This window comes from Conexibacter stalactiti (assembly GCF_033542075.1).
In the GTDB taxonomy this organism is placed as follows: Bacteria; Actinomycetota; Thermoleophilia; order Solirubrobacterales; family Solirubrobacteraceae; genus Conexibacter; species Conexibacter stalactiti.
The window spans coordinates 1-14,019 of record NZ_JAWSTH010000140.1 but is presented as its reverse complement, the minus strand read 5'-3'; the positions used below and the strand labels follow the sequence as shown (position 1 = coordinate 14,019).

Annotated in this window: 14 protein-coding genes; 5 read left to right on the top strand and 9 right to left on the bottom strand. The window is 75.5% G+C overall.

The genetic code is table 11. The features are described from left to right. Positions 1-1,317 (bottom strand): AfsR/SARP family transcriptional regulator (locus tag R7226_RS28940; RefSeq protein WP_318600947.1); only part of this gene is annotated, 1,317 nt, incomplete at its 3' end. 89 nt (positions 1,318-1,406) lie between these two features. On the opposite strand from R7226_RS28940, the gene R7226_RS28935 reads away from it, so the two are divergent. Continuing rightward, a complete protein-coding gene (locus R7226_RS28935) occupies positions 1,407-2,285 on the top strand; it encodes an alpha/beta fold hydrolase (RefSeq protein WP_318600946.1) in 879 nt (292 codons plus the stop codon). A 49-nt stretch (positions 2,286-2,334) separates the two neighbouring features. Here the strand turns inward: R7226_RS28935 and R7226_RS28930 are convergent, their stop codons facing one another. The 6 genes from R7226_RS28930 to R7226_RS28905 form a co-directional block, all read right to left on the bottom strand. Next, positions 2,335-4,164, bottom strand: coding sequence for a delta-60 repeat domain-containing protein (locus tag R7226_RS28930; RefSeq protein ID WP_318600944.1), 1,830 nt, complete (start codon positions 4,162-4,164; stop codon positions 2,335-2,337). Between the two features lie 24 nt (positions 4,165-4,188). Then, the gene (locus tag R7226_RS28925) at positions 4,189-5,496 is read right to left on the bottom strand and encodes an RNA polymerase sigma factor (protein ID WP_318600943.1); all 1,308 of its coding nucleotides are present in this window, start codon (positions 5,494-5,496) and stop codon (positions 4,189-4,191) included. Beyond that, positions 5,496-5,834, bottom strand: a complete 339-nt coding sequence (locus tag R7226_RS28920; protein ID WP_318600942.1) for a YciI family protein — start codon at positions 5,832-5,834, stop codon at positions 5,496-5,498. The genes R7226_RS28925 and R7226_RS28920 overlap by 1 nt, the downstream gene beginning before the upstream one ends. Next, a complete protein-coding gene (locus R7226_RS28915; RefSeq protein ID WP_318600941.1) occupies positions 5,834-6,580 on the bottom strand; it encodes an SRPBCC domain-containing protein in 747 nt (248 codons plus the stop codon). The genes R7226_RS28920 and R7226_RS28915 overlap by 1 nt, the downstream gene beginning before the upstream one ends. Positions 6,581-6,628: 48 nt before the next feature. Beyond that, positions 6,629-8,245 carry an MFS transporter gene (locus R7226_RS28910; protein WP_318600940.1) on the bottom strand — a complete coding sequence of 539 codons (1,617 nt, stop codon included), beginning with the start codon at positions 8,243-8,245 and terminating at the stop codon, positions 6,629-6,631. A 120-nt stretch (positions 8,246-8,365) separates the two neighbouring features. After that, positions 8,366-8,965 (bottom strand): phosphatase PAP2 family protein, encoded by a 600-nt coding sequence (locus tag R7226_RS28905; RefSeq protein WP_318600939.1) that lies wholly within the window; start codon positions 8,963-8,965, stop codon positions 8,366-8,368. A 14-nt stretch (positions 8,966-8,979) separates the two neighbouring features. Between R7226_RS28905 and R7226_RS28900 the strand changes: the two genes are divergently transcribed. From R7226_RS28900 to R7226_RS28885, 4 genes are all read left to right on the top strand, one after another. Continuing rightward, complete coding sequence (locus tag R7226_RS28900) at positions 8,980-10,299, top strand: diacylglycerol/lipid kinase family protein (RefSeq protein ID WP_318600938.1); 1,320 nt, start codon at positions 8,980-8,982, stop codon at positions 10,297-10,299. After that, positions 10,263-10,481, top strand: a complete 219-nt coding sequence (locus R7226_RS28895) for an amphi-Trp domain-containing protein (RefSeq protein WP_318600937.1) — start codon at positions 10,263-10,265, stop codon at positions 10,479-10,481. Before R7226_RS28900 ends, R7226_RS28895 begins: the two co-directional genes overlap by 37 nt. After that, the gene (locus R7226_RS28890; RefSeq protein WP_318600936.1) at positions 10,475-11,899 is read left to right on the top strand and encodes a DUF2252 domain-containing protein; all 1,425 of its coding nucleotides are present in this window, start codon (positions 10,475-10,477) and stop codon (positions 11,897-11,899) included. Before R7226_RS28895 ends, R7226_RS28890 begins: the two co-directional genes overlap by 7 nt. Before the next feature lie 80 nt (positions 11,900-11,979). Continuing rightward, positions 11,980-12,435 (top strand): hypothetical protein, encoded by a 456-nt coding sequence (locus R7226_RS28885; RefSeq protein WP_318600935.1) that lies wholly within the window; start codon positions 11,980-11,982, stop codon positions 12,433-12,435. Positions 12,436-12,499: 64 nt separating this feature from the next. On the opposite strand, the gene R7226_RS28880 is transcribed toward R7226_RS28885, so the two are convergent. Together R7226_RS28880 and R7226_RS28875 are read right to left on the bottom strand one after the other, a co-directional pair. After that, the gene (locus R7226_RS28880; protein ID WP_318600934.1) at positions 12,500-13,657 is read right to left on the bottom strand and encodes a hypothetical protein; all 1,158 of its coding nucleotides are present in this window, start codon (positions 13,655-13,657) and stop codon (positions 12,500-12,502) included. A 114-nt stretch (positions 13,658-13,771) separates the two neighbouring features. Then, a partial coding sequence (locus R7226_RS28875; RefSeq protein ID WP_318600933.1) for a response regulator transcription factor occupies positions 13,772-14,019 on the bottom strand: 248 nt, incomplete at its 5' end.

The following is a 14,019-nucleotide window of genomic DNA, read 5'->3' as shown; positions in this document are numbered from 1 at the left end:
CGCCGGCGCGGGCTCGGGCGCGGCGTCTCGCTCTGCCGCCGGTCCGCGCTCGCCGCGACCCCCGCGCGTCTCGATCGCGATCGTCGCCAGCAGCCGCGCCCGCGCCGCCGCGTGCGCCTGCGGCGCGAGCTGCGCCAGCGTGCGCTCCGCCGCGGCGACGATCTGCCGCGCCTGCTGCGGGTCGTCGAGGCGGGTCCAGATCGCCGGCACGTCGTAGGCGCCGATCACGCGCGCCGTCAGCTCCGGGTCGCCCAGCTGCTCGGCCGCCGCGACGGCCGCGACGCGCTGTCGGCGGGCCGCCTGCAGGCCGCCACCACCGGTCACCGCGAGGTCGCGCAGCAGCCCGACGGTCGACTCCAGCCGCCCGCGCGCGCCGGCCGCGACGGCGCGGTCGTAGGCGGCGGCGGTCTCGGCCCACACCTGCTCGACGGCGGCGCCCGCGCCTCCGCCTCCGGCGTCGCCGCTGCCTGCGCCTCCGCCGCCCGCGCGTCCGCCTCCCGCATCGCTGCCGCCCGCCGCCGCGCCTCCCGCGCCCACGCCGCCCGCTCCCCCGCCCCCCACACCGAGGTGCTCCGCGTGCGCGAGCACGTCGGACTCCAGTCGGCGCAGGCGCGGTCCCGGATCGACCCCCAGCTGCTCGATCAGCAGCGTGCGCGCCCGTCGCAGCACCGCGAGCGCGTCGCCCTGGCGGCCGCTGCGGTAGAGCGCGAGCGCGAGCAGCCGCCAACCCTCCTCACGCCACGGATGCTCGGCGACGTGCGCGTCGAGGTCAGGCACCGCGGCGCCGGCGCGGCCGAGGTCGAGCTGCGCCTGCGCCCGCCGCTCGACAGCATGCAGCCGCAGCTCGGTCAGGCGCGAGCGCTCAGCGCGCGCCCACTGCTCGTCGGCGAACTCGACGAAGGCAGGTCCGCGCCACCACGTCAGCGCCCGCTCCAGCCGAGCGAGCGCATCGGCGGCGGGCAGCTCCGCCGCCACCTCGACCGCCGCCTCGAACCGCCACGCGTCGACCGCGTCGGGCGCGAGCCGCAGCGCGTAGCCCGGCCCCTCGGTCACGAGCAGGCGCGGCGGGGTGCGCGGCGGGCGGTCGGGCTCCAGCGCCCGCCGCAGCGCGGCGACGAAGGTGCGCAGCGCGCCGATCGCCCCGGGCGGCGGATCGCTCCAGAGGTCGTCGACGAGGCGATCGACGGGGACGACGCGGCCGCGCGCGATCACCAGTCGCGCGAGCACGGCGCGGTGGCGCGGGCCCTTGAGCGCGAGCTCCTCGCCGGCGTCGTCCCATGCCGCCACCGGCCCCAGCACTCCGATCGAGACGCCCATCGTGGGGTCACCCTAGCCGTGCTGATCGGATGCTCATCGGGTGGCGCCACGCTGCGGTCATCTCGCACGCTGATGAAAGGAACCACCCGATGACCCCCTCGATCCCCGGCTTCGAGCTGCAGCGCGTCCCCGTCGCCGACGGCGTCTCGCTCAACGTCGCCGTCGGCGGCGCCGGCAACCCGCTCGTGCTGCTGCACGGCTTCCCGCAGACCCACCTGATGTGGCGCCACGTCGCCGCCGACCTCGCCGCCGACCGCACCGTGATCTGCCCCGACCTGCGCGGCTACGGCGCCAGCGACAAGCCGGCCGAGAGCGACCCGACCGTCTACTCCAAGCGCACGATGGCCGCCGACGTCGTCGCGCTCGCCCGCGCGCTCGGGCACGAGCGGTTCGCGCTCGCCGGCCACGACCGCGGCGCGCTCGTCGCCTTCCGCGCCGGCCTCGACCACCCCGACGCGGTCACCCATCTCGCCTGCCTCGACGTCGTGCCGACGCTCGACATGTGGGACGTGCTGCACGGCGTCAACGCCGCCGTCGCCTTCCACCTCTACCTGATGGCGCAGCCGCCCGGGCTGCCCGAGCAGCTGATCGCCGGCGCCGCCGACGCCTTCTTCGGCCACTTCCTCGACCTCTGGACCAACGACGCGGGCGCGATCCCCGCGGAGGTGCGCGGCGCGTACCTCGACGCCTGCCGCGCCGCCGTCCCCTCGATCGTCGCCGACTACCGCGCCTCCGCCGGCATCGACGTCGCCGACGACCAGGCCGACCGCGACGCCGGCCGCACGCTGCCGATGCCCGTCGCCGTGCTGCAGCAGGACTGGGGCGCCGCGCTCGGCTACGACGCGGCGGCGGTGTGGCAGGCGTGGGCGCCCGACCTCGTCCACACGACCGTCGCCTGCGGCCACTTCATGGCCGAGGAGGATCCACGGGTCGTCGCGGGTGCGCTGCGGGCGCTGCTCGCCCGCTGAGCGGTCGGCGCGCGGCGCTCGCGGACGCGCTCGGCGGTAGCGGCGCCGCTCACCGCACCGTGAACGCGATCTCGTTGCGGGCGCCGCGCGTGAACGGCCGCGCGCTGCGGCCGGGCCGCGGCGTCGCGCGCACCCAGGCGCGGTAGCGGCCAGGCGGGAGCGCGGCGCCGAGCGCGAGCGTCCAGCTGCCGCGCGCGTTCGCGCGCACCGTCAGCCAGCGGCCCGGAGCGCAGCGCGCCGGCTTGGCGAAGCGCGGAGCGGCGCTCGTCAACGCGCGGCAGCGGCCGTCGCCGGCAGCGCGCACGAGCGCGACCTGGACCGTGGTGGCCCGCTCGGCGACGGTGCCCCGCAACGCCCGCAGCGGGCCGCGGCCGACGGTGGCGAAGGTGGCGCGGGCGGCCGGTGCCGGCGACGTCCCCGGCTTGCCCGGCTTCGGCCGCGGTGGCGTCGATCCGCTCGGCTTCGGCGTCGTCCCGCCCGGCGTCGGTGCGGGCGGCGTCGGCGGTGTCGCGGGCGGTGTCGGCTCGCCCTCGTCCGGCCCCGGTCTCTCACCGCCGCCACCCGGCCCCGGCTCTCCCCCGCCCCCACCGGGCACGTCCGGGACGGCGTCGAGCTTCGCGATCGCCGTCGACCAGAGGCCGGCCTCGTCGGCGACCACGAGCAGCACGAACGCATGACCGTCGGGCGTGAAGGAGAACCGCTCGACCCCCGATCTCACGATCCGCGCCGGCAGCGCGACCTGCTGCACGCCGCCGCGTGCGGCGTCGGGGCGGCCGTCGGCGCCGAGCGGGATCACCACCGGCGACTGGCTCCAGCGCTCCGGGCTGGCGCCGCCGCCCGCGACCGGCTTGCCGTCGACCAGCGCGACCGTGTGGAGCTGCAGCCACAGCGGGTCGGGCAGCACGATCTGCTCGATCCGCGGCGCACCGCCGGCGGCCGGGAAGGAGACGGTCGTGCCGACCTCGCGGAGCTCGTCGCCGAGCGCGTAGCCGACCGCGACGACGCCGCCCTCCGGCGTGAAGGTGACGGCGAGCAGGCTCTGCGGCGACTCCTCCGCGCCGAGGTCGACGAGGAAGGGATTGGGGAAGCCGGGCGCCGGCGCGAGCGCCGCGGTGCGCACCGTCAGCAGCGACTCGATGAAGGCGTCGCCGGCGAAGGCGATCCGCCCGTCGGCGGCCGTCGCGAGCGCCTGCACGTCGGCCATCGCGATCTGGAAGAGCGTGCGCGGCAGCGCGGTCGGGGTCCCGTCGGCGGCGAGCGTCACCAGCGAGACGAAGTGGGGATCAAGGGAGGGAGTGACCGTCCGCCACGCACCGACGACCGTGATCGCGCCGCCGGAGTCGACCGCGAGCACCTCCGGCGAGCTGAATCGCGCCGCGGGGTCGAGCGTGAGCAGCTTGCGGCCGTCGCCGTCGAAGGAGGGATCGTAGGAGCCGTCGGGCAGCAGCCGCGCGAGCGACAGCACGTGGTCGCCGAAGGTGCCCCAGTCGCCGAGCACGACGATCCGGCCGGCGGCGTCGACCGCGACTCTGTGCGCGACGTCGCTGCCGCCGCCGCCGGCCGGCACGCCGTCGTACGTCAGCTCGGCGATGCCGTCGCCGCCGCCGAAGGCCGCGTCAGGCGCGCCTCTGCCGTCGAGCTTGACGACCCAGTGGCGGCCGCCCGCGTCCGCGTAGCCGACGGCGACCGCGCCGCCGTCGGGCGTCGGCGCCATGTCCATCGCCGCGCGCATCCCGCTCGCCGGCAGGAGCGCGACGCCGCCGTCGCCGAAGGCGGGGTCGAGCGCGGCCGGCGGCGGCGCGGCGAGCGCGGGCGCGGAGGCGGCGAGCGCGAGAGTCGCGCCGCAGGCCGCGGCGCCGATGCGGAGTGAGCGGAGCATGCCCCGTCACTCGGCGGCGGCCCGCTATTCGTTCTCTGCCGAACCGCCCGCCCTGATCTCCCGATCGTCCGCACGTGCGGCGAGAAACTCCTGCTCGGGGCCGTTGTCGGTCAGCGCCAGCGCGGCACGGTAGGCGTCGGCCGCCTCCGCGTGGCGGCCGAGGCGGCCGAGCAGGTCGGCCTTCGTCGACGGCAGGTAGCGGTAGCCCGCGAGGCGGCCGTCGCGCTCGAGCGCCTCGACCGCGGCCAGCCCCGCCGCCGGCCCCTCGACCGCCGCCAGCGCGACCGCGCGGTTGAGCGCGACGACCGGCGAGGGCCAGACGCGCAGCAGCGCGTCGTACAGCTCGAGGATCTGCGGCCAGTCGGTCTCGGCGTGGCTGGGCGCGTGCGCGTGCAGCGAGGCGATCGCCGCCTGCAGCGTGAAGCACCCGGCCGGCCCGGCGCGCAGCGCCGCGACGATCAGGCGGTCGGCCTCCGCGATCTGCGCGCGGTCCCACAGCGAGCGGTCCTGCTGCTCCAGCCGCACGACGCGGCCGGCTGCGTCGGTGCGGGTCGCGCGGCGGGCGTGGTGACAGAGCAGCAGCGCCAGCAGCCCGGCCGCCTCGCGCTCGCCCGGCAGCAGCGCGTGCAGCGTGCGCGCGAGGTCGAGCGCGCGGTCGGCCAGCTCGTCGCGCACGAGCCGGTCGCCGCTGGGGGCGGTGTGGCCGGTCGCCGACAGCAGGTGGACGACGGTCAGCGCCGCGTCGAGCCGCTGCGGCAGCTCATCGGGGCCGGGCACCGCGTACGGGATCCCGGCGGCGGCGATCTTCTTCTTCGCGCGCGTGATCCGCGCCGCCATCGTCGGCTCGGAGACGAGGAAGGCGTGCGCGACGTCGGGCGTCGCGACGCCGCAGACGAGCCGCAGCGTCAGCGCCACCTGCGCCTCGCGCGCGAGCGCCGGGTGGCAGCAGACGAAGACGAGCCGCAGGCGGTCGTCGGGGATCGCGTCGGCGTCGTCCCCCGCGTCGGCGCCGAGCGCGCCCGCGGGACCGCCGCCCGGCCCCGGCGACGGCTCGGCCGCGACCGGCTCGATCAGCAGCGGCAGCTTCGCGCGCAGCGTTCTGCCGCGCTGCAGCACGTTGAGCGCGTTGCGGCGCGCGGCGGTCGTCAGCCAGGCGCCGGGGCGCTCCGGAACGCCGTCGCGCGCCCAGGCCGTCAGCGCGGCGACGTACGCCTCCTGGACGCTCTCCTCGGCCGCGTCGAGGTCGCGCGTGAGCCGCACCGTCGCGGCGAGCACGAAGGCCCACTCGCGCCGGTGCGCCTCCGCGACCGCCGCTGCGACCGCCGCGCTCATCAGCCCTCGGCGACCTCGAAGCCGAGCAGCGGCCGCACCTCGACGCCGCCCTCGACGATCGGCGTCATCTTCGCCAGCGCGAGCGCGTGGTCGAGATCCCGCGCCTCGATCACGAAGACGCCGGCCAGCTCCTCCTTCGTCTCGATGAAGGGGCCGTCGGTCAGCAGCTCGCCGCGGATCGAGGTCGCGGTCGCGTTCGGCTGCAGCGCCAACCCGGCGATCTCTCTGCCGCCGGCCGCTCTGATCTTCCCGGGCAGCGCCATGTGCGCGTCCATCACCTCCTGCGGCAGCTCCTCCGGCGGGACGCTCTCGTAGATCAGGACTGCGTACTGGGGCATCAGGAAACCGCCTCGGTCGAGTTCGAAGTCGCGTGCTCGTTCACGTGCGCGTCGAGCCATTCTCTCCATCCGCGCGCGAGCGCAGCCGCGTCGGCCGCGGGATCGAACAGGTGCAGCGCGATCGTCGCCGGGTCGCCCCAGCGGTCGCGCCCGTAGACGCGGAACAGCAGGTCGTCGGCGCGGACGCCGAGGAAGGTCGGCGTCAGGTAGTCGATCGTCCCCTCGATCGCCGGCAGCCCCGCCGCCCGCAACCGCACGCGCTCGCCGACCGCCGCGTCGCGCGGCAGCCCCAGCGCGGCGCTGAGATCGGCGAAGGCCGCGTCGCCGTCGACGCCGACGTAGGCCGCGCCGCGGCCAGCGAAGTGGCCGACGTAGGCGCCGAGCGAGTGGCGGTAGAAGTCGGTGTGCTCGACGCACTCGTCGTAGATCCGCTCCCAGTCGGCGGCGTCGGCGACGCTCTCGTGCGCGTAGCGGACGCGGGTGCCGTCGGCGTGCGGCTCCAGGCGGTAGTCGATCCGGTTGTGCCAGCCGTCGGGGCGCTGCGCGCGCGTCTCGAAGTGGTGCGGCGGCTCCCATGCGGTGACGGTGCCGCCCCCGCTGCTGAGGCCGCGCTCGGCGCCGCCGACGCGCGGCTCGTAGTCGATCTCCCAGATCCACGCGGCGCAGCGGGCGGTGATCGCGTCCCACACCTGCCGCGGGTCGCCGGGCAGAATCGCCTCCCAGGTGACGGTGAACGGTCTGTACATCGGGTCCTCCAGTGTCGTGATGGCCGCGAGCCCGAGGGCTCCTCACCTCTACGACAAACGGGGTGCGGCGGAATCGACAGCGTCGGCGCCCGGCAGCCGCCGCGTCAGCCACAGCGACAGCAGCGCCGCCAGCGCGACGGTGCCGAGCGCGAGCCGCAGCGCCTCCAACTGGGCCTCGCCGTAGTCGTCGGACAGCGCGCTCGCCTGCTCCGGCGTCAGCCCGCCGTCGATCCCCGCCTGCTCGACGGCGGCGACCGGGACGATGTCGATCCCCTCCTCGACGTTGGCGGCGATCGTCTGCCGCGCGGCCGGCGGGATCGCGGGGTTGTCGGCGACGCGCTCGCTGAAGCCGGTCGCCAGCGACGCCAGCAGCACGGCGCCGACGATCGCCGTGCCGAGCGAGGAGCCGAGGTTCTGCGCGGTGCCCTGCAGCCCGCCGGCCTCGCTCGTCTGCGTCGGCGCGACCGACGACATGATCACGTTCCCCAGTTGCGACGCGAGCAGCCCGGCGCCCGCGCCGATCAGCGCCAGCGCCACCTTGAAGCCGGTGTCGTTCAGTCTCACGTCGAGCGTCGCGAGCATCACGATCGCGCCGACGCTGACCGCGATCAGTCCGATCTGCGCGACCGTGCGCGGCGAGCGCCGCCCCGCGATCCGTGGCCCCAGCAGCGCGAAGACGAGCATCGCGACCGACAGCGGCAGCAGCCGCTTGCCGGTCTCGAAGGCGTCGAGACCGAGCACGACCTGGAGGTAGACGGGGATCACGAAGAAGCTCCCCATCAGCACCAGCTGCTGCCCGACGAGCGTCGAGAGCCCCGCGCGCAGCTGCTCGATCCGCAGCAGCGCCGGATTCAGCAGCTCGTCCTCGCCGCGGCGGCGGCGGCGCCCCTCCCAGGCGACGAACGCCCACAGCAGCCCGAGCCCCGCGAGCACCAGGAAGGGGACCGGGGAGAAGCCGAGCGGCGTGATCTCCGTGCCGTCGATCTCCGGCGGCGTGCGCGGCTGCACGAGGCCCCAGACGCTGCTGCGCAGGATCGCGAAGACGGCGAGGCCGAGCCCGGCCGAGGAGAGCGCGACGCCGACGAGGTCGAGCTGCGGCCGCCGCTCGGCCGCCGGCGCGCGGGCGATCTGGCCGCGCAGCAGCAGGATCGCGATCACGACGACCGTCTCGGCCGCGAACACGTAGCGCCACGTGAACTCGGTCGTCACCCAGCCGCCGATCAGCGGTCCGGCGGCGACCGCGATCGCGGCGATCCCGCCGAGCAGCGCGAAGGCGAGCGCGCGATCTCTGCCCTCGTAGGTGGCGGCCGTCAGCGCCGCGATCGCCGGCACGACGAGCACCGCGCCGAAGCCCTCGATCCCCGACCAGCCGACCAGCAGGACGGCGAGGTTCGGGCTCAGCGCCGTCGTCAGCGACCCGACGCCGTAGATCCCGAGCCCGATCGCGAAGGCGCGGTTGCGGCCGATCATGTCGCCGAGCTTCGCGCCCAGCAGCATGAACGCGGCCATCACGAGCGTGTAGAGCGTGATCGCCGTCTGCACGCCCTGGATCGAGGTGTCGAGGTCCTCGACGATCTGCGAGATCGCGACGTTCATGACGCTCGAGTCGAGCACCATCACGAACTGGGCTGCGGCGAGGATCATCATCGGCAGCCACTTGCGCATCGCCGGCCGACCATAAACCGTTCCGACAGTGCACGCGAATCCTTGCCCGCGCGCTACAGGTGTGGTGCCCGCACCCTTGGCGCGCCGCGCGCGATGCGCGAGGCTGGCCTCATGACTGTGTCACCGGCGCCTCGCCAGGCGGCGATCGAGCGCGCGCGTCGTGAGCTGCGCGAGCGCGGTCCCCATCAGCGCGCCGGCGACGACGTCGCCCGGGTAGTGGACGCCGGTGTGCACGCGCGAGTAGGCGACGCCCGCGGCGAGCGCGTGCAGCGGGACCGCCGCCTGCGGCAGCCCGCGGCCGACGCCGGCGGCGAAGGCGAACGCGGCGGCCGAGTGGCCGGACGGGAACGAGGTCGAGACCGGCATCCGCACGTGCCGCGCGACCGGCACCTGCCGCGCCGCGCGGTCGGGCCGCCGCCGCCCGCCGGCCGGCTTGGCGACGAGGTTGACGACGGCCGCCGTCGTGACGACCGAGACGAGCCCGTCGGCGGCGGCCCGCCGTCCGTTGCGGCCCCCGGCGACGGCGAGCAGCGCGGCCGCGGAGAGCGACAGCCGCGAGTAGTCGGCGGCGTGCGAGAGGCGCGCCATCGCGCGGTCGAGCGCCGGCGTCGGCGTGCGCGCGATCGCGGCGTACAGCGCGACGTCGATCCGCTCGGCGTCGCGCAGCCAGCCGCCGCGGTCAGCGGGCGGCGCTGCGGGAGTCTCAGATGCGTCGTCCATCGAGGCTTGATCCTATGAGCCGGCGCCGTCTCGCGGCGATCGGCGCGCTGGCGCTCGGGTGCGGCGGCCTGCTGCTCGCGCTCGTCGTCGCCGTGCAGGAGTTCCCGCGCGGCCTGATCGCGCTCGCCTGCGTGGCGGCCGCGGTCGCCGCCGCCTGGTACGGCGTCGTGCGCGGCGGCAGCATCCGCGTCGCCGGTCTGCTGGTCGCGGCGCTGGGACTCGCCGCCGCGCTCGCGCTGCTGGCACGCGACCGCCTGCTGGAGGAGGCGCTCGTGGTCGGGGCGCTGCTGCTGAGTGCCGCGCTCGCGCGCGTCGCCTTCGCGCAGCACGTGTGGCTGCCGTCACGGCCGGCACCGCAGCGGCCGGTCCTCTTCTACAACCCGAAGTCGGGCGACGGCAAGGCGGAGCGGTTCAGGCTGGCGGACGAGGCGCAGGCGCGCGGGATCGCGGCGATCGAGTTCGGGCCGCCGGACTGGGACCTCGAACGACTCGTACGCGACGCGATCGCCGGCGGCGCCGACGGACTGGCGATGGCCGGCGGCGACGGCTCGCAGGCGGTCGTCGCCGCGCTCGCGGCCGAGCACGACCTGCCGTACGCCTGCGTGCCGGCCGGCACGCGCAACCACTTCGCGCTCGACCTCGGCGTCGACCGCGACGACGTCGTCGGCGCGCTCGACGCCTTCGTCGACGGCGGCGAGCGGCGCGTCGACCTCGCCGAGGTCAACGGCCGCGTCTTCGTCAACAACGTCTCGCTCGGCCTCTACGCGAAGGCCGTCCAGCGCAGCGGCTACCGCGAGGCGAAGCTGCGGACGCTGCTCGACACGGTCCCGGAGGTGCTCGGACCCGGCGGCACCATCGACCTGCGCTGGAGAGGGCCGGGCGGCCACGAGCACGCCTCCGGCGCGGCGATCCTCGTCTCCAACAACCGCTACCGGCTCGGCCGCGCGGTCGGCTCCGGCACGCGCCCGTGCATCGACGACGGGCTGCTCGGGATCACGATCGCCGGCGCCCCGACCGGTCGCGGCAGCCGCGGCCGGCTGCCGCAGCGCCCGTGGCGCGAGTGGACCGCGCCGGCCTTCGAGGTCGACGCCGGCCACCCGGTGCCGGCCGGCATCGACGGCGAGGCGACGCAGCTGCTGCCGCCGCTGCGCTTCCGCATCCGCCCCGGCGTGCTGCGCGTGCGGATCGCGCGGCAGCACCCCGGCGCCTCGCCGTCGGCGGCACTGCCCGACGGAATCGTCCAAGGCGCCCGCGCGCTCGCGCGGATCGCATTCGAATCAACGACCAGGGAGCAGCAATGGACATCTTCGAGGTGGAGCAGAAGGAGCGCCTGAGACGCGAGGAGGTCGCGGCGCGGCTGCGCAACCTCGCCGACATGCTCGCGCGCCACAACGACATCGAGTTCGAGCGCGGCGGGATGCGCTTCAAGGTGAGCGTTCCCGACGAGCTCGACGTCAAGATCGAGCTGGAGGTCGAGAGCGACGAGCGCGAGCTGGAGATAGAGCTGACATGGTGACGGCGGCCCCGACCCAGACGGCGGCGGGACCCTCGCCGCCGGGTGCCGACGAGCGCGCCGCGCGCGGACGGGCCGCGCGCGCCGAGGTGCCGCGCCGGGCGCACGGGGCATGGAGCGCGCCGGCTGACCGCCGCAGCCCGCTGGAGCTGCTGGAGCAGCAGGCGCAGACGCGCGTCCCCGAGCTGGTCCCGATCCGCTACGGGCGCATGCTCGTCTCGCCGTTCACCTTCTACCGCGGCGCCGCGTACGTGATGGCGGCCGACCTCGCTGGCCTGCCGCGCACGAACCTCGACACGCAGCTCTGCGGCGACGCCCACCTGTCGAACTTCGGCGTCTACGCCGCGCCCGACCGCGACCTCGTCTTCGACGTCAACGACTTCGACGAGACGCTGCCCGGCCCGTTCGAGTGGGACGTCAAGCGGCTCGTCACCAGCTTCGCCGTCGCGGGGCGGGACCGCGGCTTCGACGCCGCGCAGCGGACGGTCGTCAACCGCGCCGTGAGCCGCGCCTACCGCGAGGCGATCCACCGTTACGCGGCGATGAGCGAGCTCGACCTCTGGTACTCGCGCATCTCGCTCGACGCGCTGATGCGGCAGATCGCGGCGGTGGCCTCTGCGAAGCAGCTGAAGCGCGCGGAGAAGAACATCGCCAAGGCGCGCTCGAAGGACAGCGTGCGCGCGCTCGCGAAGCTGACCGAGACCGTCGACGGGCAGCTGCGGATCCGCAGCGCCCCGCCGGTCGTCGTCGCGACGCGCGACCTGTTCGCGCCCGCGCAGCAGGCCGAAGTGGACGACGCGATCGCCAGAATGCTGCGGTCCTACCGCGAGACGCTGCCGTACGACCGCCGGCGGCTGCTGGAGCGCTACCGCTACGTCGACGCCGCGCGCAAGGTCGTCGGCGTCGGCAGCGTCGGCACGCGCGCGTGGATCGTGCTGCTGCTGGGACGCCGCGGCGATCCGCTCTTCCTGCAGCTGAAGGAGGCGGAGGCGTCGGTGCTGGAGCCGTTCCTCGGCGCGAGCGAGTTCGGCAACCACGGTGAGCGCGTCGTCGAAGGCCAGCGGCTGACGCAGGCCGCCAACGACATCACGCTCGGCTGGCTGCGGGTGACCGGGGTCGACGGGCGCGAGCACGACTACTACGTGCGCCAGCTGTGGGACGCGAAGGGTTCGGCGCTCGTCGAGCTGATGGACCCGAGGGCGCTGGAGGAGTACGCGAAGGTCTGCGGCGAGGCGCTCGCGCGCGCCCACGCACGCGCTGGGGACGCGCTGCCGATCGCGCACTACCTCGGCCGCAGCGACGCCTTCGACCGCGCGCTGGCGACCTTCGCCGAGGCGTACGCCGACCAGAACGAGCAGGACTACGCGACGATGCGGGCGGCGGTGGAGGCCGGGACGATCGCGGTGCGGACGGGCGTCTGAGCGGCGGGCGGCGCGGTGACGGCGCGGCGGGCGGCCGCCGCGCGCGCGGGCGGCGCCGGGCGATTGCTAGCGTGCGGCGCATGCTCGGTCGCCGCAGCCTCCCCACCCTCGTCGCCGCGATCGCGGCGCTCCTGCTCTGCACCGCCGCGACGGCGGCCGCCGCGCCGCCCGCCGGCAGATACGCCGGCAAGCTCGTCGCGGACAACGTCGTCGACAGCGGCGTCGTCCACTTCACCGTCTCCAGAGACGGCCGCAGGCTGACCGGCTGGCGCGTGACGATGAACGTCGTCTGCGCCTCGCTGCCGGTCCGCGTCGAGCTGATCACGCAGACGATGCCGGCGATGACGATCGCGCGCGACGGCAGATTCAGAAGCGTCTACACGAGACCGGTCAGACGCGTCAGCGACGTCCGCATCGCCGTCAGCGGCCGCTTCTCCGGCAGCAGAGTGGTCGGCGGCAAGATCGACTACGACGTCGGCTTCTCGACCGGCACCTGCACGCGCAAGGCCGACTGGACCGCCGCGCCCAAGCGCTGAGGGGCGCGAGCGCGCGGCGGCCCGGCACTCCGCCGGGCCGCCGCGCCTCTGCCGCGTCAGCGGTTCAGTCGATCCGCTCGCCGACGCCGAGCACGGCGTCGCGCGTGTCGTCGAACGGCCGGCCGCTGCCGTCGAAGAAGACGAACAGCGCCCACGTCTCGCCGTCGCGGGTCGCGACGACGTCGAGATGGGCCGGCTTCGCCGTCTTCCCGCCAGCGCGGCTGCCGACCGTGATCCGGTAGGCCTTCGAGCCGGCCGGGAAGCCGTCGGTCCGCAGCGCTCTGACCGTCGCGGTCGTGTCCGTTCTCGTTCTCGCTCTCGCGTCGGCGGAGCGCATCAGCCCGGCGAGGCAGTTGATGCTGCGCGGCGACATCGCCTCGGCGAGGTGGCGCTTCGCCTCCGCGGCGCTGCGCTCGACGGCGACCAGCGAACCTGCCGCCTCGCGCCCGCCGCCGCGGACGAACAGCGAGCCGGAGACGCCGGGCGGAGCGCTCTCGTCCTCCTTGTCGCCATCGCCGCAGCCCGCCGGCAGCTCGCCGGTGGTCCAGAGGCGGCCGAGCAGGCCCGCTCTGCTGATCGCGGTCGTCTTTCTCCAGCTGCCGCCCGGAAGGTCGCGGGCGCGCAGGACGGCCTGTCTGGCGATCCGCGTCTGCGCCGGCGAGCTGCCCGCGATCGTCGCGGTCGGGACGGGAGCGGACGTGCGCGGCGGCGGGGCAAGCGACGGCGGCGCCGCGAGCGCGGCGGCGCCGCGGGCGCCTGGGAAGACCGTCGGCACCGGGCCGTCGAAGAGCACGTCGACGTATATGTCGTCGTCGTCGTAGCGCCAGTGCGTGCGGTAGGCGGGGCCGTTGCAGCCGAAGCTGTTGCCGCCGCGGCTCGGGGCGCTGTAGTTGCACGTCAGCGTCCCTTTGTGCGTCGCGTAGATGATCGCGCCGTGGCAGCCCCACGTCACCGGCGTGCCGGTGTTGTTGACGAGCATTCCGGTCTTGCCCGGCTCGAGACCGGTCGCGATGTAGATCGCGATGATCGCCGGCGAGGTGCCGGGTATCGGCGGGCCGGGCAGCCATGAGGCCATGCGGGCGGTCGTGATCGTCCCGTTGTGGGCCATCACGTAACACTCGTCCTTCCACGCGAAGGCGCTCGCGGACGAGACGGGGCCGATGACGGCAATCACGGCGAGGGTGCTGAGCACGCCGGCCAGCGCGACGAGGCGTCGCGGCATTGAGAGACCTCCGGGGTCAGATATCGGACATGCGTTCATCCGCTTGTCGCCCCATCGATGCTCTCGGTTGAGGTGTGAATGGATTCGCCCGCGGCGGCAAGCGCGAGCGTCGGCTCAGCTCGGGCGGCGCGCGGCGGCCAGCTCGAAGCGCGAGCGCAGGCCGAGCTTCGCGAGCGCGTGCGAGATGTGCGTCGCGACGGTGTGGCGGGAGATCACCAGGCGCTCGGCGATCTGCGGGTTGGAGAGCCCCTCGGCGGCCAGCCCGGCGACGCGCCGCTCGCTCGGCGTCAGCGCCTCCCAGCCGTCGGCGGCGGCGCGCTGCCGCGTGCCGCGCCGCCCGCGCCGGAGGCCGGCCGCGCGCA

Excerpts from the sequence above, each read along its gene's own strand:
- R7226_RS28885 (WP_318600935.1), top strand. The coding sequence starts at position 11,980 with ATGCTCGGTCGCCGCAGCCTCCCCACCCTCGTCGCCGCGATCGCGGCG.
- R7226_RS28920 (WP_318600942.1), bottom strand. The coding sequence starts at position 5,834 with ATGCCCCAGTACGCAGTCCTGATCTACGAGAGCGTCCCGCCGGAGGAG.
- R7226_RS28930 (WP_318600944.1), bottom strand. The coding sequence starts at position 4,164 with ATGCTCCGCTCACTCCGCATCGGCGCCGCGGCCTGCGGCGCGACTCTC.
- R7226_RS28880 (WP_318600934.1), bottom strand. The coding sequence starts at position 13,657 with ATGCCGCGACGCCTCGTCGCGCTGGCCGGCGTGCTCAGCACCCTCGCC.
- R7226_RS28935 (WP_318600946.1), top strand. The coding sequence starts at position 1,407 with ATGACCCCCTCGATCCCCGGCTTCGAGCTGCAGCGCGTCCCCGTCGCC.
- R7226_RS28925 (WP_318600943.1), bottom strand. The coding sequence starts at position 5,496 with ATGAGCGCGGCGGTCGCAGCGGCGGTCGCGGAGGCGCACCGGCGCGAG.
- R7226_RS28915 (WP_318600941.1), bottom strand. The coding sequence starts at position 6,580 with ATGTACAGACCGTTCACCGTCACCTGGGAGGCGATTCTGCCCGGCGAC.
- R7226_RS28905 (WP_318600939.1), bottom strand. The coding sequence starts at position 8,965 with ATGGACGACGCATCTGAGACTCCCGCAGCGCCGCCCGCTGACCGCGGC.
- R7226_RS28890 (WP_318600936.1), top strand. The coding sequence starts at position 10,475 with ATGGTGACGGCGGCCCCGACCCAGACGGCGGCGGGACCCTCGCCGCCG.
- R7226_RS28910 (WP_318600940.1), bottom strand. The coding sequence starts at position 8,245 with ATGCGCAAGTGGCTGCCGATGATGATCCTCGCCGCAGCCCAGTTCGTG.
- R7226_RS28895 (WP_318600937.1), top strand. The coding sequence starts at position 10,263 with ATGGACATCTTCGAGGTGGAGCAGAAGGAGCGCCTGAGACGCGAGGAG.
- R7226_RS28900 (WP_318600938.1), top strand. The coding sequence starts at position 8,980 with ATGAGCCGGCGCCGTCTCGCGGCGATCGGCGCGCTGGCGCTCGGGTGC.